The sequence below is a fragment of the Paenibacillus sp. URB8-2 genome (genome assembly GCF_013393385.1).
Classification (GTDB): domain Bacteria; phylum Bacillota; class Bacilli; order Paenibacillales; family Paenibacillaceae; genus Paenibacillus_AQ.
The window spans coordinates 3088195-3110694 of sequence record NZ_AP023239.1; the positions used below are offsets into that span (position 1 = coordinate 3088195).

At 52.0% G+C, this 22500-nt stretch carries 23 protein-coding genes; 3 read left to right on the forward strand and 20 right to left on the reverse strand.

Annotated elements, in window-relative coordinates:
* Positions 1–5: 5 nt before the first annotated feature.
* Entirely contained in the window at positions 6–1835 is a 1830-nt protein-coding gene (locus PUR_RS14095) for an assimilatory sulfite reductase (NADPH) flavoprotein subunit (RefSeq protein ID WP_179037915.1), read from the reverse strand.
* Between the two features lie 183 nt (positions 1836–2018).
* Here PUR_RS14095 and PUR_RS14100 point away from each other — a divergent pair, with 183 nt between their 5' ends.
* The gene (locus tag PUR_RS14100; RefSeq protein WP_179035792.1) at positions 2019–3476 is read left to right on the forward strand and encodes a hypothetical protein; all 1458 of its coding nucleotides are present in this window, start codon (positions 2019–2021) and stop codon (positions 3474–3476) included.
* A gap of 101 nt (positions 3477–3577) precedes the next feature.
* Here PUR_RS14100 and PUR_RS14105 read toward each other — a convergent pair whose 3' ends face one another.
* The 19 genes from PUR_RS14105 to PUR_RS14195 form a co-directional block, all read right to left on the reverse strand.
* A complete protein-coding gene (locus PUR_RS14105; protein WP_179035793.1) occupies positions 3578–4981 on the reverse strand; it encodes a sensor histidine kinase in 1404 nt (467 codons plus the stop codon).
* The gene (locus PUR_RS14110; protein ID WP_179035794.1) at positions 4978–5649 is read right to left on the reverse strand and encodes a response regulator transcription factor; all 672 of its coding nucleotides are present in this window, start codon (positions 5647–5649) and stop codon (positions 4978–4980) included. The genes PUR_RS14105 and PUR_RS14110 overlap by 4 nt, the downstream gene beginning before the upstream one ends.
* 155 nt (positions 5650–5804) lie before the next feature.
* Positions 5805–6041: an LSM domain-containing protein gene (locus PUR_RS14115; RefSeq protein WP_179035795.1), complete on the reverse strand. Its 237-nt coding sequence runs from the start codon at positions 6039–6041 to the stop codon at positions 5805–5807.
* A 641-nt stretch (positions 6042–6682) separates the two neighbouring features.
* Positions 6683–7978 carry an Nramp family divalent metal transporter gene (locus PUR_RS14120; RefSeq protein ID WP_232101506.1) on the reverse strand — a complete coding sequence of 432 codons (1296 nt, stop codon included), beginning with the start codon at positions 7976–7978 and terminating at the stop codon, positions 6683–6685.
* 232 nt (positions 7979–8210) lie between these two features.
* Positions 8211–9410: an MFS transporter gene (locus tag PUR_RS14125; RefSeq protein ID WP_179035796.1), complete on the reverse strand. Its 1200-nt coding sequence runs from the start codon at positions 9408–9410 to the stop codon at positions 8211–8213.
* A gap of 235 nt (positions 9411–9645) precedes the next feature.
* Positions 9646–10689 (reverse strand): tagatose 1,6-diphosphate aldolase, encoded by a 1044-nt coding sequence (locus tag PUR_RS14130; protein WP_179035797.1) that lies wholly within the window; start codon positions 10687–10689, stop codon positions 9646–9648.
* A gap of 88 nt (positions 10690–10777) precedes the next feature.
* A complete protein-coding gene (locus PUR_RS14135; protein WP_179035798.1) occupies positions 10778–11428 on the reverse strand; it encodes an ABC-2 transporter permease in 651 nt (216 codons plus the stop codon).
* Positions 11421–12284, reverse strand: coding sequence for an ABC transporter ATP-binding protein (locus PUR_RS14140; RefSeq protein ID WP_179035799.1), 864 nt, complete (start codon positions 12282–12284; stop codon positions 11421–11423). Before PUR_RS14140 ends, PUR_RS14135 begins: the two co-directional genes overlap by 8 nt.
* On the reverse strand, positions 12281–12658 hold the full coding sequence (locus PUR_RS14145; RefSeq protein WP_179037917.1) for a GntR family transcriptional regulator: 378 nt from the start codon (positions 12656–12658) through the stop codon (positions 12281–12283). Before PUR_RS14145 ends, PUR_RS14140 begins: the two co-directional genes overlap by 4 nt.
* A gap of 205 nt (positions 12659–12863) precedes the next feature.
* Entirely contained in the window at positions 12864–13649 is a 786-nt protein-coding gene (locus PUR_RS14150) for an SDR family NAD(P)-dependent oxidoreductase (protein WP_179035800.1), read from the reverse strand.
* A 249-nt stretch (positions 13650–13898) separates the two neighbouring features.
* Entirely contained in the window at positions 13899–15353 is a 1455-nt protein-coding gene (locus tag PUR_RS14155) for an IS1182 family transposase (protein WP_179035801.1), read from the reverse strand.
* 118 nt (positions 15354–15471) lie between these two features.
* Positions 15472–15876, reverse strand: coding sequence for a type II toxin-antitoxin system death-on-curing family toxin (locus PUR_RS14160; protein ID WP_179035802.1), 405 nt, complete (start codon positions 15874–15876; stop codon positions 15472–15474).
* Positions 15873–16136, reverse strand: coding sequence for an AbrB/MazE/SpoVT family DNA-binding domain-containing protein (locus tag PUR_RS14165; protein WP_179035803.1), 264 nt, complete (start codon positions 16134–16136; stop codon positions 15873–15875). The genes PUR_RS14160 and PUR_RS14165 overlap by 4 nt, the downstream gene beginning before the upstream one ends.
* A gap of 183 nt (positions 16137–16319) precedes the next feature.
* Positions 16320–16484, reverse strand: a complete 165-nt coding sequence (locus PUR_RS14170; RefSeq protein WP_179035804.1) for a hypothetical protein — start codon at positions 16482–16484, stop codon at positions 16320–16322.
* A 92-nt stretch (positions 16485–16576) separates the two neighbouring features.
* On the reverse strand, positions 16577–17719 hold the full coding sequence (locus PUR_RS14175; protein WP_179035805.1) for a metallophosphoesterase: 1143 nt from the start codon (positions 17717–17719) through the stop codon (positions 16577–16579).
* 175 nt (positions 17720–17894) lie between these two features.
* Entirely contained in the window at positions 17895–18308 is a 414-nt protein-coding gene (locus PUR_RS14180; protein ID WP_025335074.1) for a bacteriohemerythrin, read from the reverse strand.
* Between the two features lie 249 nt (positions 18309–18557).
* Positions 18558–19832, reverse strand: coding sequence for an MFS transporter (locus PUR_RS14185; RefSeq protein WP_179035806.1), 1275 nt, complete (start codon positions 19830–19832; stop codon positions 18558–18560).
* A gap of 71 nt (positions 19833–19903) precedes the next feature.
* Complete coding sequence (locus tag PUR_RS14190; protein ID WP_179035807.1) at positions 19904–20614, reverse strand: SDR family oxidoreductase; 711 nt, start codon at positions 20612–20614, stop codon at positions 19904–19906.
* A gap of 58 nt (positions 20615–20672) precedes the next feature.
* Entirely contained in the window at positions 20673–21257 is a 585-nt protein-coding gene (locus PUR_RS14195) for a TetR/AcrR family transcriptional regulator (RefSeq protein ID WP_179035808.1), read from the reverse strand.
* Positions 21258–21445: 188 nt separating this feature from the next.
* Here PUR_RS14195 and PUR_RS14200 point away from each other — a divergent pair, with 188 nt between their 5' ends.
* Together PUR_RS14200 and PUR_RS14205 are read left to right on the forward strand one after the other, a co-directional pair.
* On the forward strand, positions 21446–22177 hold the full coding sequence (locus tag PUR_RS14200; RefSeq protein ID WP_179037918.1) for an AzlC family ABC transporter permease: 732 nt from the start codon (positions 21446–21448) through the stop codon (positions 22175–22177).
* Positions 22168–22500 (forward strand): AzlD domain-containing protein, encoded by a 333-nt coding sequence (locus PUR_RS14205; RefSeq protein ID WP_179035809.1) that lies wholly within the window; start codon positions 22168–22170, stop codon positions 22498–22500. The genes PUR_RS14200 and PUR_RS14205 overlap by 10 nt, the downstream gene beginning before the upstream one ends.

Consider the following 22500-nt stretch of genomic DNA (forward strand, 5'->3'; position numbering starts at 1 on the left):
CGGGCTTAATATACATCGCGCTGGTAACGTTTTTGCTGCTGCATAAGGGTCAAATATTCGGCGGCTTCCTCGGAACTCAGGCCACCCTCCTGCTCAAGAATCGTGGCCAGCGCCGTGTGAACGTCATGCGCCATCCTCTTCTCGTCGCCGCATACGTATACCGCCGCGCCTTCCTGCAGCCACAGGTACAGGTCGCGGGCTTTCTCCAGCATGCGGTGCTGGACGTATACTTTCTTGTCGGTATCCCGGGAGAAAGCGACGTCGAGCCGGGTCAGCACGCCTTCTTTGAGCCAACGCTGCCATTCGACCTGGTACAGGAAATCCGTGGAGAAATGCTGGTCGCCGTAGAACAGCCACGTCTTGCCTTCCGCTCCGGTCTCCTCGCGTTCTCCAATAAAAGCGCGGAACGGGGCGACACCCGTTCCCGGTCCGATCATGATCACCGGCGTTTCCGGGTTCTCCGGAAGCTTGAAGTTCGAATTATGCTGAATATAGACCGGCACCTTGTCCCCCGGCTGAATCCGTTCCGCCAGTTGGACGGAGCAGACGCCGTAGCGGTCTCTTCCCTGGGATTCATAGCGTACCGCGCGGACCGTGATATGCACCTCGTCCGGATTGGCTTCCGGACTGCTGGAAATGGAATACAGACGCGCGGGAAGCTTCCGCAGAATTTTCACGAAATCGCCTGCCGGGATTCCGGTCAAGCCATAATCCTGCACCAGATCAAGCAAATCACGGTCTTCGGCATAAGCCCGAAGCTCCTGCTCGCGTCCTGGCGCGAGCAGTTCCTTAAGGCTGCTCTCGGGCGCAAGGCCTGCCGCCTGCTCCAGCAGCGGCTTGGTCAGCACCGTGATTTCATAGTGGCGGAGCAGAGCTTCGCGAAGCGGAAGCACGCCGTTTTTGCCAGCGGTTATCGGCTCTTCCGGCTTCCAGCCCGCTGCCTGAATCAGTTCATCGACAAGCCTTGGATGATTCTCCGGATACAGTCCGAGACTGTCGCCCGGCTCGTATTTCAGATTGGAGCCTTCAAGGGAAAGCTCGATATGGCGGGTTTCACGGTCCGAGCCGCGCCCGTTGAGATTCAGATTCTCCAGCACTTCGGCGTAGAACGGATTGCTTCTCGAGTATTCCGATTCAGTCCCGGTTTCCGCAATTGCAGCGCCGGCGCTTCCGGCAGCCTGAACCGGGGTTCCTTCTCCGAGAGAAGCAATAACGGCATTCATCCACTCCGAAGCTGGTTCCTCGAAATCCACGTCGCAATCGGCGCGAGGCACAAGTCGCTTGCCGCCAAGCTCCTCCAGACGCTTGTCGAAATCCTTGCCTGTCTTGCAGTAAAATTCATATGACATATCGCCAAGCGCCAGCACGGAATAACTTAGGGAAGTCAGCTCTGGCGCCCGCTTGCTGTGCAGGAACTCATAGAAGGAAATAGCATTGTCCGGCGGTTCCCCTTCTCCGTGGGTGCTTACCAGGATAAGAAGGTTCTCGACCTTCTTAAGCGCATTCGGTTTGAAATCGCTCATCGCGGACAGGACGACCTTGAATCCGAGCTCCTCCAGTCTCTTAGCGAATTTCTTCGCCAGTCCGCGAGCGTTGTCCGTCTGCGATCCGAAGAGCACGGTTACTTCCTTGGGCACTGCGTTTACCGGCGCGGACACAGCCTGTACATTCGCTGTCGCTGAAGCCACTGCGGAAGGCGCAAGAACCGCCGCCCCGAGGGCCGTCAGATAACCGCTGAGCCATAACCGTTGGCTTTCGGAAAGGGTTGGCAGAAGACGGTTCAACAGCTCCGCCTGCTCCTGATTAAACGGACTATTCGTTACTTGAAGTTCCAAAAACATACACCCGCCTCATCTTTTCATCATAAATTTCAAGTAATTTTATCACAATGTAAGTATCCCTCTTTAGAACCTATCATAGTAGGTGAGGCAGGTCAATTAGTATCATCTTATAGCTTTTATCAGTTATAGTTATACAAGGATCGGCTGTTGTTTATACGGAGAACTGGGGGTAATCTTTTGCTTACAAAAATAAAATGGTTCCAAGCCGTCTACGGCCTGCTCGTCGCGGCTGTGATCCTGTCTCTATTTCCGAAGTATTCCTATAATGATCCGGATACCTTCTGGCATATCGAGCTTGGGCAATATATGATTCAGCACCATACCGTGCTTCACCACGCCATACATACTTTTTACGGAGACAAACTTCCTTATATTCCGCATGAATTCGGGTTTCAAATCGTCGCTGCGGGTCTGTATATGACATTCGGATGGCCCGGGGTTTACCTGCTGACGGCATTCTGTCTGTTTCTGTTAATTCTCGGGCTGCTGCAGATGGCCAAAATTTCGCGCAGAGAGCTGGGCTTCAGAGAGGATCATCCGCTCCTTCTGCCTTTTGTGCTGCTGATTTCCGTCTGGATTTACTACAATTATTTCAAGGGCAGACCGCAGATGGTTTCGTCGTGGATGATTGTGTGGTTCTTTGTGTATTTACGCAGATTCCAGATGCAGCCTGTGGTCAAACCCGCCGCAGCCATGATCGTCCTTTCTTTCGGAATTGCCAATTTCCATGCAGGCGTCTGGCTCGTTATTGTCGTGTTCACGGGAATGGCCTTTCTCGAAGCCTGGATCGCCCGAAAGCTGGACAAGCGCCGCCTTCTCGCCTTTGCCGGGGTGGTGATCGCCGGGATTCCGAATCCGGGCGGCATCAAGAGTTTGCTGTACATTTTGACGGTGAGCAGGAACAACTTCAACATGCTGATCAACGAATGGCAGCCGATTGCGTTCGGCAAATGGGATACGTCGGCCATGACGCTCCTGCTGCTGTTTTTTGCCCTGACTCTGCCCTTCTCGCTGTACCGGAAACCGTTCCGGTTCTTTCTGATGCTGGGGATTCTGTATCTCGGCGTGTCCAACTTCAAGCAGAACCTGTTCATGTGGCTGTTCATTCCGTATTTCGCCGGGGCGTTCTTTGAAGCTTTTCCCTGGATGCGAAAGGTCGATATCCGGTTAAAGCCATGGATGATCCGTACCGCGCTTGCCGCCGGACTGTTGGTCAACTGCATCGTCAATTTCGCTTCCCCTCCCACAGTGAACGAGCGCAGCTATCCGGTTGACGAAATGGCCTATATTTTAAAATACCATACGGGAACCGCGCGTCCGAAAGTGCTGGCTCCCTATGGATCATCCGGCTATGTGATGTACCGGGGAGGCGATGTCCTGTGCGACGGCAGGCAGGACCCTTTCATTACCCGCGAATCGCTCGGCGCTTACGGCTGGACCGCGTTCGAGCGGTCGATGTACGGTTTCTCCGACGTTCTGCCGGATATTGCGGACTATGACAAGCCCGAATACATCATCGTCCGCAACACCGCTTCCACCCGGCTGTTCGAGGGCTGGCGAAAAGCCTTCGGCGAGCCGGTCTACCGTGGACGGTTCGGCAGCGTGTTCGCTTATAGCGGAGGCAAAAAAACGTAAGTAGATGAACTCTCAGCGCTATTATTCACCATGCTAAACGGCTGTGTGCAAAAAAACGGCTTGGTCCATTCTCTATTAGAGAAGAGCCAAGCCGTTACTATTCAGTGCGCCAAAAGGGGGAGATTAAGCGTCACCGTTGTTCCTTCGCCCGGCTTGCTTGCGATGGCGATCGCGCCGCCGTATCCCCGCATGAGCCGCTCCGCGATGGCAAGGCCCAGACCTGTGCCTCCCTGCTCCCGGCTTCTCGATTTGTCCGCTCTGTAAAAGCGCTGGAACACATGCGGCAGATCTTCTTCCGGAATCCCGATGCCACGGTCCCTGACCGCAATTTGGACGCTTCCGCCGTCAATGGCGGCCGAAATGAATATTTCTTTGTGCTCCATGGAATATTTGACAGCATTGTCCAGCACGATGAGCAGAACCTGCTCCAGATGATGATGCTTGATGTTGACCTCGGCTCCTTCGGCGGATTCAAGCTCGCATTGAAAAGTGAATTCAGGGTGCAGCAGCTCGAAATTCCTCACGGCATAGTTAACCGCTTCAATCGCCAGCGTTGCGCAGACTTCGCCGTCGCTCCGCAAGGCTTCCACGCGTGTAAGCTCCAGTAATTCGTTGACGATTCCCTTGAGCCGCCCAAGCTCCTGTACTGATACCTGAAGCGACTCCTCCAAAATATCCGGATTGTTCTTGCCCCAACGATGAAGCAGAGAGATATGTCCCTCGATAATGGAGATCGGCGTTCTGAGCTCGTGAGACGCATCCGCAACAAACTGCTGCTGGTTATGAAACGCCTGCTCCAGCTGGTTCATCAATTCGTTAAAGACATTGGCCAGGTTACCGAGCTCATCTTTGCCGTTGGGAACGGCCACCCGCTCCTGAAGACCCTTGCGCTTGATGTTATTCATCGTCACCGTCAGCTCGCGGATCGGACCCAGCAGCTTGCGGGACAGAAAAACTCCGCCCAGTCCGCTCAGCAGGAAGGCAACGAGAAATCCCGCCAGCATGACGGCCAACAACATTTTGCTAAGCTTGTCCGAGCTCTCCAGATTGTTCACGATTTCAATAGTCCCTGCAAAGGACGCCGAATCAACGGGTCTGCGGATCACCAGCAGATGGTCATCGCCGTGCCACGCGGTATAGGATACGGTGCTGTCTGACCTCTGCGGCGCTATCCAATCTTCCGGCAGTCTGTCGGAGACGGTCAGGACGGGATTGCCCCCCCTGTTTAATATCCGGATCATCTGATTGCTCGAGTTGAGGCTGTCAATGAACGGCCCAATGCTTCCGACGGACTCCTCCGTCACCTTTTCGATTTCGAAATAGCTGCGGATTTCTTCCGCGCTCTTCAGAGCGGCGCTTTCTGTCCGGCCGAACATCCAGTTGTTGATGACAATATATTGAATGGCGTTGTAGGCAAGAAACAGGATGCACATCAAAGCGGCCGCCCAAAATGTCATTTTCCAGCGGATCGACAGCCGGGCCAGCCCGTGTCTCAGCCTGTTCATTTCCGCATCACATAGCCGAGGCCGCGCAGCGTCTGAATCAAGCTCGGTCTTCCCGGCTCGTCGATTTTGTTCCGAATATAGCTGATATATACATCGACCGCTTTGCTGTCCACCTCGGAATCGTATCCCCAGATGGCTTCCAACAGCATCTCGCGTGTCATAGCTCGTCCCAAGTTCTCCATCAATACCTGCAAAATCTCGAACTCCCGCTTCGTCAAATCGATTGCCGTCCCGTTCTTTGAAACCGTCCGTCCTTCAACGTCCAGCTCCAGATCGGCGCAGCGCAGTATCCGGGACTGGCTCGCATTGCCGGAGCGGCGAAGCAGGGACCGCATCCGGGCCAGCAGCTCTTCGATATCAAAAGGCTTCGAAATATAATCGTCCGCCCCGCTGTCAAGTCCCGCCACTTTATCCGCCAGTCCGTCTCTCGCCGTAATCATAATGATCGGCGTTTCCTTGGCTGTCCGAATGTGGGTGCACACCGCCAGTCCGTTAAGTCCCGGCAGCATAAGGTCAAGCAGTACCATATCCCACTCCTCCTCCAGAGCCCGTTCAAGTCCTTTCTTCCCCTCATAGGCGACAGTAACCGCGTAGCCCGCATGCTGTAGCTCCAATTCAATGAAGCGCGCCAAATTTTTCTCGTCTTCGATCAGAAGTATTTTGTGCATACGCTGTCCTTTCGTTTCCGCTTCAATAAATGTGATTTCTCTCAATATTCTACTTCATTTTACTGCTCTTTCCTTAACCTACGATTAAGAGCACTCGATGATAAGCAAAATAAAAAGCCCTCCTCAGCCTAGTGAGGAGAGCTCCGTCCGTCATGTCAAATCAGCGCAATGGCAAGCAAAGTGAACAGGCTCAGCGTGATAATTGGGTTCACATACCCATACGGATAAGGATAGGGATAGTAGCCCGAGGTTCTAACGCCGCCTCTTTCGGGCTCCAGGTAGACATTGTGCATATCCACATCTTTTATCGTACCTCTGTACTCTTTGCCATCTCTCGTCATAATGCGGACTTTTCTCCCTTTGCATCTCAAACAATTGTAATAGGCTTCCACAAGATCACTCCTCCCTTATACCTGCATAGTATGGGGGACGGCGCATGCGGGAAACGGCTAATGTACAGCGCGCCAGGCTTTTATAAGAATTTCCAGAAATCTATTGACTCTCACAAGGTGGCAGGGTTTAGAGTTATAGTACAATCCGGATTGAAGCGCCGATTCCCCTAAAGTCATTAGGAAGGCAGCTGATGAAGCTTGAGGCGGATGTGAATTAAGTGAATGCCGATTAAGCGGGCTACCAGTTCATCTCAAAGGCAAGGCGGTCGGCAGCGGGGAAAGTTGGTGGATTGCGGAGATTCCTGCTTTTATACATCTTTTTCCGTGGAAATCTTCCTCACAAACCCAATTCCTGCAAAAGTGCAGGCATTTCCACCTCCTTTCTCCCGATGCGGCGCGCATTGCTCTAAAGGCTGCATATTCGCAGCCTTTACTTCTTCCTACGCAAAATTCGCCTGACAAACCTGCAGATTTGCAGGAAAACGCCACGGTTACGCTGAACACAGACTGAATAGACGAATAAGCCGCCCCCTTCATCCCCTTGCACGAAGATGGCCGACGCAATAATGCAACAAAAAAACGGGTGCCGCCCTTTACGGACAACACCCGATATTTTTTCAATAACAGTTCGAATTTCGATGTTAAGCAATGAACGTCTCGGCAATCAGAAACAAATTCAATGCTACAACGATACTGGCAATGACCCAGCCGAGCGCGGAGGTAATTCTGCGGTTGACGAGCCCGCCCATCAGCTTGCGGTCGCTGGTAAAGATAATTAACGGAATCAGCGCGAACGCAATGCCGAAAGAAAGAATAACCTGGCTCATTACAAGCGCATGCGTCGGATCAACGCCCGACAATATGATCGCAAGAGGCGGAATGGTTGTAATCGCGCGGCGGAGATACAGATTGATTCTTCTGTTGATAAATCCCTGCATGACGACATCTCCTGCCATAGTGCCGACGGAAGCGCTGGAAAGCCCGGCAATCAGCAGACCGAGACCAAAGGAAACAGCCGTAACGGGTCCAACCAGCTGGCCGAATTGGTGATAAGCCACTTCCAGGTCCTCTACAGCAAGACCGTTCTTGAAAAAGGCCGCTGCCGAAACGATCACCATCGCCATATTTACCGCGCCCGCAATAAACATCGCAATCAGTATATCGATGAACTCCAGCTTGAAAATTTTCTTCTTCTCCTCGTCGTCTTTGCCCACAATCCGGTTCTGGGTTAGCGAGGAATGCAAATAGATCGCGTGCGGCATAACGGTAGCTCCAAGAATGCCTGCCGCCAGCAACACGCTGTCAACGCCCTGAAAGCTTGGTGTCACGATTCCGTGGAACACGTCGCCCATATCCGGCTTAGCCATGATGACTTGAAAAGCGAACGCCAGCACAACTACCAGAATCATGGCGGCGATTCCCGCTTCAAGAGAACGATATCCCCGCCGTTGAAGCTCAAGTATGGCGAAGGAACCTGCCGCCGTGATCAGCGCCGCGGGCAGCATCGGAATGTCGAACAGAAGATACAGGCCTAGCGCCGCCCCGAGAAATTCCGCCAGGTCGGTCGCCATGATGACCAGTTCGCTTTGAATCCATAGAAAGAACGAAGCTCTCTTAGGAAAGCGCGCGCGGGCAACCTCAGGCAAATTGTGGCCGGTCGCGATGCCGAGCTTGGCGGACAACGATTGAATCAGAACAGCCATCAAGTTGGAGGCTGCGATAACCCAGAGCAGGAGATAACCGTACTTTGAGCCTGCCGTAATATTGGTAGCGAAGTTTCCAGGGTCGAGATAAGCGACAGCCGCAATAAAAGCGGGTCCGAGGAAAGGAAGAATTCGTTTCAAGCCCTTCCCTTTTCCTTGCAATGCGGAGCGGGCGGCGAGAAGATGTCTTTCTTTTTGCTGGGCGGTGCCCAAAGGATAGGTGCGTTCCATCATTCTTGTTACCTCCCCGCCTAAAAATTAGCCAAGCACATAAAAGTTTACCTGATGCAACATTTCTTAGGCTTATTATATTCTCCTTTACCCATTTTGTAAACGTGTAGTTAGCCTATTGTAGCCGATTACTATGCTGTAAATCACAAAAACCCAAACAGAGACCGGCGGCTGTGCCGGCACTGCTTGGGTTTGTTGTTCACTATAGGTTTGAGCGGTTCGCTATTCGGTTGGATCAGCGTGTTCCGCCCTTCATATCCCAGACATACACGACTGCGGCTGCCAGGAGCCCTAAAAAAGCAAGCAGCGCCCCGAACCAGGGAAGAGCGGAAAGGCCGACATGCGTAATAATATATCCCCCGAAAAAGGCTCCGAATGCGTTGCCCAGATTCAGCGCGGAGTGGTTTGACGTGGAGGCTAGCGCCGGAGCGTCCTTCGCCAAATTCATGATTCGGACCTGAAGGCCCGGAAGCACGCCAAAGGCGCCGGCGCCCCAGATAAATATGGTAATGACCGCGAGTGCCGGAATGTGGACCGAATAGGCGAAAAAGGCCAGGACGGCCGCAAGAAAAGCAAAGTTCACAAGCATCGAGGGCATGAGCTTCCAGTCGGCCAGCCTGCCCCCTATGATATTTCCTGTTGTTACGCCTACGCCGAACAGCACGAGAATCAAGGCGACGATGCTCTCCGAGAACCCGGTAATGTCCTCCAGCAGCGGTGTAATATACGTGAAGACGGAGAAAAGGCTGGCGCACCCGAACGCTCCTGTCAGCAGAACAAGCAGTAGCTTCGGCTGTATCAGCGCCCGAAGCTGGCGTGTAAGGCTTGAAGTTTCCTCCGCCTTGATTACGGGCACGAGCAGCAGGATGCCGGCAAGCGAGAGCACGCCCATCACGACCACGGCGCCGAACGACGCTCTCCAGCCCAGATGTTGGCCGATAAACGTCCCAACCGGGACGCCAATTATATTGGCTACGGTCAATCCGGCCATCATAATCGAAACCGCCGCGGCACGCCGCCCCGGCTTGACGAGGCTCGCCGCGATGACGGAACCGACGCCGAAAAAGGTCCCGTGGGCCAAGGCGGTAAACAGTCTGGCTCCCATCAGTACGTTGTAGTTCGGCGCAAATGCGGCAATGCCGTTCCCGATGATAAAGAAGATCATCAGCAGGCAAAGCAACTGTTTTTGTGGAAGCCGGTACGTCAGCATCGCCAGAATCGGAGCCCCGATGGCGACGCCCAGCGCATAGCTGGTAATCAGTTGTCCCGCCGAAGCGATCGAAACGTGCAGATCCTCGGCTACATTAGGCAATATGCCCATAATAACGAATTCAGTCATTCCGATGGCAAAAGCGCCGAGCGTCAAAGACAAAAGCGCCAAAGGAATGCGTTCCTTTACTTGTACGCTCGGGTTTGCGGATAGCGGTGTGCTCATTTCTTTATTCTCCTTATCTTAAATACTGTTTCCGGCATGATGCAGGCGCTCTCTCCGTTATGCATCAAGAAGGCGAGCGCCTCAAAGTCCGCTGCAAGGCTCATTCAAAATCAGAAGCTGCGGCCGGTAAATGCTTTACTTATTTTAAACTGTGAAAATGAAACTGTCGATGTGAAAATTGCAAAAAACGGCCCCGCCAGGGAAACATCCCCCGGCGAAGCCGTCAACATTAAGGCTAGACTCTGCTTTTTTCCCTTTCCACGACCTCGATATTGTCCTTGCCGCCATAGAAATCCCACCAGGGGGTCGCAGCCTTTGACAGCACTTCGCCCAGATGGATCATCCGCCGCACCCCCTCTTCCTTCAGCCATGCCCGCAGCGCTTCGGCTCCGTGCTTGCCGTAGATCTCAACACCGTCCTGCCAGGTTGCCCGTCCGCATAGCACGCCCGAGAACGGAACTTCGGCTTCGCCGGCAAGCTCCAGCGTCTCGATGAACGTTTCATTCGTCACGCCCGCGCTCAAATAAATGAACGGAACGGTCGTCAGATCCGCCGTATCCTTGAAATGCGCAATCGCTTCTTCTCGCGTATACACGGCTTCGCCGCCCGCGTTGGCCCGGGTGCCTGCGACATACTTCAGGTTAATCGGAACCTCCACTTTAAGGACGTCGATCTTGTACTGGGGCTTGGTGAATTCCTGCATGTATTTTTTCACTTTTTCCGGCTTGGCCTTGGCAAATTCCGCTCCGGCGGAATCCGTGAGGGTATCGCTGTACGTGACGGCCTCGAAGAAAAAAGGGATATCCACGGATTCGCATTCCGCTCCGACCCGTTCGATAAAGGCATGTTTAATCGTGTTAATCTTCACGTCGTCGTCCGGATCGTAATACATCAGAATTTTGATGGCATCAACGCCTTTTTCCGCATAGCGGCGCACCGACCATTCCGGCAGCAGATCGGGCAGGCGTCCTTTTTCCGCAGCGTCATAGCCCGTTTCCTCATATGCGATCAGCAGCCCGGTATCCTTATGCCGGACCGCCGCCGCATCCCAGCCGTACTCCGGGTCGAGCAGGATTGCGCTGGAGTATGGCGTCAGCTCTTCGGACACCAGTCTTTTGAATTCAGCGACATGCCGTTCGTCCGCTTCGCCTCCGAGAGCGCGTCCAAGCGATTTCTTGAGCGACCCCCGCTGATCGATTGCCGTCGCCACAAACAGCCCCCGGTCATTGGACAGCTTGATTAACCGGTCGGATTTTCCTTTGGATATTCTCACACTCATCTGACGTTCCTCCTTCATCTCCTAATATGTCCCAACGGTTGGTCCGCTATTTCGTATTTAACCGCCAGGACGGAGATCAACCAGGAAACTATAAATCCCGGCTGGAGAACAGCCGCAGAGAGACAAGATAGGAAGCAGCCACAAATAAGATGTAGATAGCACCTCCGACCAACCATTTTTCAAGACCCAAACCCTCGGTGCCCAGTACAAAGGTCTTCAGCCCCGGAATCGCTTTGATGATGCCTCCCAAATTCATAATGCCGAAGAATAAGCCCAAAAAGAACGCGGTATTCACATATTGAGCTCCCTTGGGACCGAGCCAGTAAAATAAAGGCAGGTAAACCGAGGCCATCAACGGTACCGACAGAATAGAGACCCCCAGCTCTCTCCAGTTCATACTCAGGCTGCCATATCCCAGCTGCGCAAGCGCCAGACTGAACACCAGCGCAAAAGCTACGCCAATCAAGATAAACGGCAGTACCGATACATATTTCGAGGCAACGATCAATCTGCGGTGTACCGGAAGACTGAGCGAGAATCTTATATTCACATTTCGGATATCCTGCAGGCAGGAGGTAAGGAGCATCATCATGGCTGGGAACGTAATAAACAGACTCACGCCGAACTGTGCGGATTTCGCATTCATAATGGACAGAACCATGAGATAGGGAACCCCAAACAGCAGAAAATTTCTGGACAGCATAAAATCCTTGCGGATCAAGGAAACGAGATTAGACATGAGCCTTGCCTCCTTTTACAGTGAAATACATAATGTCTTCGAGCGTCGGCGCTTCGAGCAGCGCATTTCCCTGAAACGCCCTTTCCGCTTCCCGCCGGTCCGCCAAGGCTTCAAATCCGTGAGCCCCTTCCTTTACTCCGACAAAATACTTCTTAACATCCTTATCGAGCAGCTCGCGCCCGCCCTTGACCAGCACATACCGTTCCAGCACTTCATCCTTGCTGTCGCTGAAGACAACCTTCCCCCGGTTCATAAAAATGATATAGTCCGCGATCCGGTCCAGATCCGTCGTATTGTGGGTAGAGAAGATGATCGACTTGTTCTCGTCGAGAATCTGCTCCCCGAGCAGATCCAAGAGCTCCCTGCGGAAGACGGGATCAAGGCCAGCGGTCGGTTCGTCCATGAGCAGAAGGTCCGCATCGTGGGACAGCGCCACCGCCAGCGAGAACTTCATCTTCATTCCTCTCGACAGGTTCTTGATCTTGGACTTTTCGGAAAGCTCGAACATTTCCAAATAACGGGTAAAGGCTGCATGATCCCAATGCTGATAAAAGGGCGCAATCATTTTTCTCATATTCCGGATCGTCATATTCTCATAGAAATAATTCTCGTCCGAGACGTACCCGATGCGTTCCTTCAGGCCAGGGTTATCCGCAAGCGTCTTGCCGAATATTCGAACCTCCCCGCTGCTTGGACGCACCATATCCATCATGATCTTGATCAGCGTACTCTTCCCGGCGCCGTTGGGACCGATCAATCCGGTGATAAACCCTTTTTTCACCTCAAACTGTACCTGATCCAGCGCAAAACGTTCAAAAGACTTGGAAACTCCCCGAATTTCAACCACATTACTCATTCCTGCTCCTCCTTAAGCGTCCTGAATATGTCAACCATTTCCGCAAACTCGATCCCGAGCAGCCTGCTCTCTTCCATCACTTCTTTCATTTTCTCCTCCAAGAGCCGGTATCGCTGTTCACGGATATACTGCTGATTCATGCCGGACACAAAGGAGCCTTTTCCCACCAGAGAATTGACAAGACCTTCCCGCTCTAATTCCTCGTATGCGCGCTTAGTCGTAATGACGCTGATCTGCAAATCCTTGGCCAATTGACGGATCGAAGGCAGAGGGTCCCCTGCGGCAAGCTCGCCCTGTAAAATCAACTGCCGGATCTGGCTCACAATCTGCGCATAAATCGGTTCTCCCGATGAGTTGGATAAAATTATGTTCATCATTCACCCCATTCTGCTGCGCTGTCTATATTGTATATATATTATATATACAATATGTTCTTTGTTGTCAACGTCATTTTCCCCATTTTGCAAATTTCTGGATGATACCACGGCAAAAAGCACATCCTGCGCTTGTGGCAGAATGTGCTTTTTGAGCTAATGGCGTGAGGACGCCGTTCTGTGCTAAACCGGCCGGAGGCTTTATTTAGCCTTTGATCAGCGTCTCCGCGCCGTCGACGAACACCTTGGTGCCCGTAATGTGGGAAGCTTCTTCGCTTGCGAGAAAGAGCACCAGATTCGCGACCTCTTCCGGCTTCCCGGGAGCATGCGTCAGCGGGACGCCGTCCTGAGGGATGTCAAACGGATATTTGATTTCATCCAGATGCTCGGATTTCTTCTGGGAATCGAAAATATTCGTGTCGATGATACCCGGGCAGACGGCGTTTACGCGGATTTTGTACTGGGCCAGCTCCAGCGCCGCCATCTCGGCGAATACGGCAACCGCCGCCTTGGAGGTGCTGTAAGCCGAAAAACCCGGCTGGGCGAACTGCCGGCTGCCGCTGACCGAGCTGGTCACCGTAATGGAGCCGCCTTTTTCTTTCATATAAGGAATGGCCTGCTTCACCGTCTCGAAGGTCCCGATTACGTTGTTCGAAATCGTTCCGGCCCATTCTTCCGAAGGAAAATACTCAATCGGGGACGCCATCCCCAGAGCTCCCGCATTGGCAAATACGGTATCAATGGTGCCCCACTGCTCCACCGTCTCTTTGACCGCGGGGCCGATTTCCTCAGCCTTGGAAGTATCAGCGATAAAGCTGATCGCTTCCCCGCCAGCGTTCTTGATCTCCGCCTCGGTCTGGCTGATCGTCTGTTCGTTCTTGTCGATTAGACTGACTTTTGCGCCTTCGGCCGCCAAACGAATGGCAGCGGCTTTGCCAATCCCGGAAGCTGCTCCTGTCACAATTGCGACCTTGTCCTGCATTCTGTTCATAGAATCTCCGCTCCTTTGTACGTTTGATATGTGCCCCGTAAGGCTTGAATGAATGCCTCTTGTTCATTACCCCGCTGATTCGAAAATAATCAAAAAAACGAAAAATGCCTACCCTGATTATCGAGGCCACTGAAAAACATAGCTTTTTAAGTGGGCTGAAAGAGAACCCATCAAAAAAGACGACATTCATTCACGTATTTCCGAATGACATGTCGTCTTTTTGCTTGTTGTCAGAGGAGGAGATGAGCCTTATGGCTCCAGCAGCTTCAAAATTCGTTTCAGATTCACAGAAAATATCGCCATGGCTCCTTGTATTTCCATGCCAACCAGACCCGAGGAGGATGCAACATCATACCCGTGTCTATGCTTAAGTTCACTGTTCTTGGCCTCAATTTTGTACCGTTCTTTTGCCTTAGCCTTAAACGCTTCGCTTTCCTGAAATGCAGCCTGCGCCAGATGTTCATCGCACTTTATGCTTACCGAATAGGTTTTGCTTTTTGCCCCTTCCTTGTAGCACCCTTCCCGAAGCGGGCACATCTTGCATTTGTTCACATCGAAATAATACGTATCCACCTGGTTTTTGCCCTTCCCTTTCTTTCCTTGGCGCGCCCGGCGCGTCGCCAGATGTCCGGCCTTGCAGACATACATCCCCGCATCTTTGTTAAACTCAAATTCGTCTTCTTTCTTCCGGTTGCCTTGGGTAATGAGCGGATTTAGTTTGGATACGAGTTCGATTTCATTTTGTTCGCTGTACGCCAGATTGTCTTTCTCCGAGTAGGCGGTATCGCCAATCACCGTCTCCACTGTCATCCCCGCCGCTTTGCTTTTTTCTATCAACGTCTTTAGCTGCTTGCCGTCGGGTTGTTCGCCGGTAGTAATCGTGGCGGCTGTAATGATTCGCTCCTCGCTTATCGCAATATGAGTCTTGTACCCGAAAAAAGAGGAGTCTGCACTTTTGTGGCCGACTTTGGCATCCGGATCCACGGAAGTTTGCAAATGCTCTAGGTCATCGGTAATGGTTTCTTTTAGCAAGTTGAGCGGTTCCCTCACCTTGGGCAATTCGGTAAAACGTCCGTCCGCTTCAATCACCGCGATCAACTGCTCGCAATAACGAATTTCATCCTGAATGACATTCGTGACCGGTTTGCACGGAAAGACGTTTTTCATCGACTCATCCAGGGGGTAGATCGCTTTTCTCAGTATTTTGGAGCGCTCCCGCAGTACCTCTTGCGGCGTCTTTTGGGTATAGCGAGCCTTCGTGTGAGTGGCGTCCACAATAATAGATTTGCTGCGGATGACGCCTTTTTCCATAGCAATTTCCACCGTTTTTCCGATGAGCAGATCCAGCAGCTTCATGTCTTTAAGCCGCAATTTGCGGAACTTGGTAAGCAGGCTGGGCTCGATCACTTCTTCCTCGGGGGCCATATGCAGAAAGAACTTGAACGCTAAATCCGTTTTCGAACGCTCGACTAAATCGACATCGGACAAGTCAAACATCGATTTGAGCAGCAAATACTTAAACATCCGGACCGGGTCCTGCGCAGTGCGTCCGTTGTCGTGGCAATAGCTCTCCTGAAGCTCTTCGTAGACAAAGCTAAAGTCCACCAGTTCGTCCATTTTCCGCAACATGTGATCTTGGGGAACCAAGATGTTGTAGAGTTCAATATAGGGACTTAAGATTAAGCTCTGCTGTTTCGGAAGCATCCGGACCACCAGCCTTTAATTTGATGCTTTCAGTATACCGAAAAAAAGAGACAGCTTCCTCAAATTATTGAGAAACTGTCTCTTTCTATGACTGGATGACTTTTTCAGTGGCCTCTGATTATCCGGGAGGCATTTTGATAGAATGCGCTTTAATCATAGTGGCAAGATCGTCAAATGAATATTTATGGTTAACCATGTCAACGGTAAAATCTGCCGCTGTCCCTTGCTCCATTTGAAAATAAAACCCATTAAACCTAAGAAAAATGAGCAATGAGGTGAAGGCCGTTCTTTTATTGGCATTTTGAAAAGGATGATTCTGTCCGAGAGATTCAAATAATGCCGCTGCCTTATCCCATATTGACGAATACGCATCTTCTCCAAAGGCGGAACTTTGAGGCCTGAGAACCGCAGATTCGAGAAGAGAGGGATTTTTTATACCAATCTGTTCCCCTTTGCTATAATTCTGAATCATGGCGACATTGATAGCAATAACCTCTTGCACAGTCAAGTAACGTATATTCATCTGTCCTTTAACTCTTTTAAGGTTCGGTCATATTCATGGATAACGTCATTCAAATTCTCGAAAAAATCCGGACTGATTCCTTCAGGCAAGTGTATTTTATGGGCTTTTTTGATAATAATTTCTCCATTAGCCTGATTGACATCGATTTGAACCGTATCGCCCAATTCCAGACCAATTTGCTTTAGAGCGTCGGTCATAGTGATTCCAAGACTATTTCCAAATTTCGTTACTTTTCGTTCCATATCGTTCACCTTGCCCATCCTTTTCCCTCCTCATTATATTATTCAACTGTTAGAACAATTATACATTGTTTCAAGCCCGAAGGAATGCGCAATCCTCATGGACATGAAAAAAGGACACCGTATCCGGTGCCCTTGAAAGCGAAGCGGACTTCGCCTTAGGTATTGCACGCCGGGAGCTTTACCGCTCCCGATAGGCCGATGCTACTCGTAGGAACTTTGCTCGTTCGCCTTATAGCCCTTGTCTCTGCGGAGCATCTCCTTGCGCTTATCCATCTGCTCCTGCTCCATCTGATTGGCCTCGTGGGAGGTCGGCGCCACTTGCTCCAAATCTTTCACCGTGTTGATCAAGTTTTTGTCGGGACTCATGAGTATCCTCTCCTTAACCTTACATTGTTTACTTGATTAGTGTCCCGGTCAGGAAGGAAAATTATACATGGTTGCACTGCTCTCCAGTCCCATTAGCTTGTGCTCAGCGACAGTCCGATAATCTCAGACCGGCTGGCCAGCCGGATGGGCGGACCCCATGTGCCAAACCCCGAAGAGACAATCACATGCAGATTCTCTTTATGAAGGTAGCCCCAGTCCAGCTCGAACAGCCGTCTTGTGATCCAGTGGATGGGCGCGATTTGTCCCCGGTGCGTGTGGCCGGAGAGAAGCACATCCACTCCCGCTGCCGCCGCGGCGTCAAAGCCTGTCGGCTGATGGTCCATCATAATGACGGGACGGGACAGATCGAGACCTTCCAGCAGGGAGGCGACGCTCTTGCGCCCTTCGCTGTCCATGCTCTCCGCCGTCTTGTCTTTCCTGCCCACAATGTAGACGCCGGCAGCTTCGGCCACCTCGTCCTGCAGCACGCGAATGCCGATGGCTCCCATCAGTTCTGTATACTTCTCGATATCCCCGCCATAATATTCATGATTGCCCAGCACGGCGTAAATGCCATAACGGGCCTTAAGCTTGCTTAGCTGCTCACTCATCCGATTGCGGACGAACGGCTCCAGACTGTCATCGAGCACATCGCCCGCCAGCAAAATAATATCCGGGTTCATCGCGTTCATCCGCTCAACCATCTTTTTCAAATGCCGGTTGCCCACAATGTCCCCTAGATGAAGGTCGGACGCCACAGCGATCTTGAGCGGTTCCTTCCCCTCAAATGGCTTAGGTAACCCCAGCGAGTGAACACGCAGCACCGTACTCCACGCATTCCTGGAACCCCACAGCATAAAGATTGCCGCCAAAATCACAAGCACTGTACCGGCTTCGGCGGCATAACCGGAAACATCTGCTCCAGCGAGGGAAAGAATGACATATACCAGATCGGCTACAGGCAATAAAATAATGGCGAATTGCAAAAGGGCCAGGTAGTAGGAACCAATAACCTTCAGCAGTCTCCCGGCCGGTCGCAAAGGTTCAGGCCATGGAAGACGGCAGAACAGATAGGCAAAAGCGACGAGCAGAAATACGAACCAATACACTCCCGCGTTCATCCCCGGAAACCATTCCGAGAGAAGCCGCAGCACATGCCAGCCGATATAAACATTAATGATTCCGAGCAGCAGCATGCCGGCGGCAATGGAAACGATCATCCTCAGCTTTTTCATAGCGCACTTCTCCCTTGATTTAAGTATCATTTGCAGTACATTTTAACACAGCCGCCTGCTTCGGTTCATCTTTGCCCCCACACTGAGATTGTACTGAATATGCACACAAAAACGGCAGCCCGGGATCTCTTCCTCCCCGACTGCCGCCTACAAATTCCTTGCTATGTACCGGTCATTACGCTTTCGCTTTGCGCTGCTGGGCCAGGTAATCCCCGATAAGCCGGTCGCATTTGTTAATATGGTTCAGAAGCCAGTCCGTCAAAGTGCGGTTGAGCTTGATCGTGGTCAGAACGGAAACGCCCTTGGTCTTCACCATCTCTTCCAGTTCAAGGACAGTCTTGACAAAATCCGCGTGCTCCTTCTGGTGCTCGGATAACTCCGGGAAGTGGATGTCGCTCATCAAATCTTCTTCACTGCCAAAATGCTCAATGGTGTAATCCTTCAAAAATTTGAGTGTTTCCTCGATCTTCTCGCGCCCTTGCTGATTTGAGCAGGCATCAAAAAATTCGTTCAGCTTGACCAGCAATTGGCGATGCTGGCAGTCGATCTTCTCGACGCCAATTTCATACGATTCCCTCCAGGTTATCATTGCTGCATCGCTTCCTTCTACCATAATTTTCATACACGTTTCCATTTTCTCTCTTTCGAGCGGAAAGAACAGTTAATAACATCACACGACATTTTTCGCCGTACTGGAGCCGTAGAAGTTCAGTAAATATACGCAAGAAGAAACGGCTTCGCCGTCCTTTTAAGGACGGTATCGTTTCTCGTAGAAATATAAGTCAAAATGATAAGTGCCCGGCTTATAAATTCTTATATTTTAAAAAAGCCTGATTGCTCAGGCTTCAACAGTCGCAGCCGATTTACTGCGCATTTTTACAACTCTCATGGCCAAAAGGGAAGCGAACAGGCAAAGAAAGCCTGCGGTAACAAAAGGAACGGTGTAACTGCCAAGCCATTGCCGCATCACACCGGCGCCGTAAGCGGCTGCCGAGGCCCCAAGCTGATGGGACACCAGAATCCAGCCGAACACCATCCCCGATTTTTCTCTTCCGAAATGATCGGCGGTTAATTTGACGGTCGGCGGTACGGTTGCGATCCAGTCCAGACCATAGAACACGGCAAACACCAGCATCAGCGTGTAACCTCCGTTCAGCGCATAGGGCAGGAAGATCAGCGACAGTCCGCGAAGCCCGTAATACCAGAACAGCAGCCATCTGCTGTCAAAACGGTCCGACAGCCAGCCCGACAGCGTCGTGCCCGCCATATCGAACATCCCCATCAATGCGAGCAATCCGGCGGCCATTACAACCGGGATGTTAAAGTCGCCGCAGGCGGGAATCAGGTGGGTCCCGATTAAGCCGTTGGTGGAGAAGCCGCAGAAGAAAAAAGTGCCGGCCAGCAGCCAGAATGTTCCGCTCTTCGTTGCCTCCTTCAGCACGAGCAGCGGAGCCAGGAACAGATTACCCTTGAACGGCGGAGGCGGGGATATGTCGGTCTCTCCAAGAGCTGGAACCCCGACGTCCGAGGGATGATTTCGCATCCAGATTGCCACAACCGGTATCAGCACGAGCAGTACCGCAACGGTCGTATAAATGGAGAACCGCCAGCCCAATCCGACCGAGACCTTAGCCAGAAGTGGCAGAAAAAGCAGCTGGCCCGTCGCCGCGCTGGCTGTAAGAATGCCGACAACGAGCCCCCTGTGCTTCACGAACCAGCGTCCCGCCACAGTGACACCCAGAACATTGGCCAGCGCTCCGGTGGCCAGACCCATGACAATCCCCCACAGCGCGATGAACTGCCAGAGCTCGGTCATAAAAGACGTCAGCGCAAGGCTCACTGTTAGCAAGCTCAGCGTCAGTAGCATGATGCGGCGGATGCCGAAGCGGGCCATCAGAGCTGCGGAGAAAGGACCCATTAATCCGTACAAAAAGATGCGGATGGACAGCGCGCCGGATACGGCGGAGCGGCTCCAGCCGAATTCTCCCTCAAATTGCAGCATCAATACGCTGGGAATTGAACTGATGGCCGCCGATACCAGTAAGACGAGAAAAACAATGGAAACCACAGTCCAGCCATAATACCACCTGGGAGCTAGATTAATATTACGCATCCCTTCACTCCTATCCCTATCACTTCTCTATATATCTTACAGTATCTATCTTACAGTCCATCCCCCTTTCCTTACCAGGGCAGAGTCTGACCCATATAAAAGAACTCTCCGCTCGGTCCGTCGGCATCAACGACAGCCAGTGCCACAGCCGTCTTGGCGCCTTCTTCCACCGGAATTTCCGCGTTTGCTCCGCCCATATCCGTCTGCACCAGTCCGGGATGCGTCGAATTTACCTTAAGCGGAGTACTCTCGAGCTTCTGCGCCCAGTAAGCGGTCAGCATGTTGAGCGCCGCCTTGGAAGCGGCATATGCAGGATCTCCGAGTCTGCGTACAGTTTCATCGGTATGCATTAATGTAATGGAGCCGATTGCGCTGCTCTGGTTCACAATGCGTCCCGCTTTGCTCTTCAGCAGCAGCGGAAGCAGCGATTCCGTCAGCAAGAACGGAGCAAACGTATTGACCTCAAAGGTCTGGCGGAAAGCCTCCAGATTCCCTCCGGACGATCGCACGGCAATGCCCGCATTATTGATCAGGATATCCAGCTTGCCGTAGCGGCGCTCGATCCATTCGGCCAGCGCTGCAATGTCTTCCTTGCTCGTAACCTCCAGTTGAACGCCTACCGCATCGAAGCCTTTAGCAGACAGCTGCTTTGCAGCCTCCTCCGCCGAAGAGAGCGTGCGCGCGCCCATCAAAACGGTTATGCCAAGGGCACCCAGCTGTTTAGATATTTCCAGTCCGAGCCCTCTGTTGGCTCCGGTAACTAAAGCGATTTTTTGAGTCATGATTGTTCCTCCTCATCATAATTTAAGAATATACATTCTTTAATTGAGCAAAAAAAATTTAAAAGATTGCCGAAAGTGCTACTTGATATACATCCTGTAATGTTTTGCGGTCAGCCGTCGTTTTGGCCATGATATGCACTCCCTGCTTCACACCGACCAAGAATCGCGACAGCTCGCGGAGATTATGCTTCCCTTTCAACCGGCCTTCCTTCTGCGCGCGTAGCAGGAAGCTGTAGAAACGATTCTCCATATCCAGCAGACTTGCCTCCACTCTGCTCGCCACCTTGGAGTCGAAGGGCGCCAGTTCGACGGCCGTATTCGCAATGAAGCAGCCGCGCCGTTCTTTTGCATTGTCCATAGAGCTTTCGATCAGCCGCTCGAAAAAGGCGGCAAGCTGCTCCTTTGGATTGCCGTGCTCCTCCAAAACCGCAAAGAGTCTTCCCGCCGAATGATGCCGGAACCGGTCAAGCGCAGCCAGAAACAATTCATTCTTGTCCCCGAACGTTTCATACAAGCTGCCACGGTGCACTCCTGTATATTCGCATAGATCCTGAATCGATGTTTTTTCGTAGCCTTTACTCCAGAACAGCTCCATCGCTTTATCCAATGCCGTTTCTTCATCAAATTCCCGCGGTCTTGCCATCGTCAATCCTCCTCTCTGATTACATCATAATTATTTGAGAACGGTCAGTCAAGTATCATTATAACAATTTACATTTAACAGATGCGGTATGCCCTTTTATCATTTGGCGTGATAAAATAACGGCAGAATAATTATCGCTAGAACAAGAAGCTTGTTTCAATCAGGAGGTCGCGAACTACATAATGAAAATGGAAACAACAACCCGGGCACAGTCAACCGGGAGCTGCACGAATGAAGAAAGCTTCTTAAGAGGGGTCAAGGACTGTCTTCCCACCCTGCTTGGCTATTTGAGTATCGGGTTTGCGGCGGGCGTCGCCCAGAAAACGGCGGGGTTAAGCATTATGGAGATTATCCTGATGTCTCTGATTCTATATGCAGGGTCCGCCCAATTTATCGCCGCTGGCATGATCGCCATGGGCAGTCCGTCCGCAGGCATCATCATAACCATTCTATTCGTAAATCTGCGGCATCTTTTGCTAAGCGCGGCCATATCGCCCTACTTCCGTCATTTGACGCCCTTCCGTAACTTTTTTGTTGGCGTTCTTCTCACGGACGAAACCTTCGGCGTCGCCATAAATGAAGCGGCCAAACGCAAAAAAATCAGCGAAAAATGGATGCACGGGCTTAATATCACCGCTTATTTGAACTGGTGTGCCGCCAACATTGCCGGTGCTCTTATCGGACAGTGGATTACCAGCCCCGAAAAATTCGGTCTCGATTATGCGCTGCCGGCCATGTTCATCGGGCTGCTGGTCCTTTCCATACTCGGCCGGCGCACAATCAGAACGGATGTCATCGTTGGTCTGGCTGCCGCGGCGGTGGCGATCGGCGTTTCTCTGTGGGTCTCCCCGACAGTCGGGGTTATTGCGGCAACAATCATAGCAGCGACTATCGGAATGGCGGTGGAAAAATGGAAGTAAGAAGTCAAATCCTGTGGATTATACTCGGTTCGGCGGCAGTCACCCTTATCCCGCGCGTTCTGCCCTTGATGGTGCTCAGCCGGTTTAAGCTCCCGGACTGGAGCATGCGGTGGTTAAATCATGTACCTGTGTCCATTATGGCCGCTCTGGTGGCGCAGGAGCTGTTTATTCAAGACGGCAAGCTCGCCCCGCTGACAAGCAATACGGAGCTGTTCGCGGCGGTTCCTGCTTTTCTCGTCGCGATCATAACGCGCAGCCTGCTCGGTACAGTGACGGTAGGCATCGTGTCGCTGATGCTGCTGCGTCTGGTGCTGCCGGGTTAA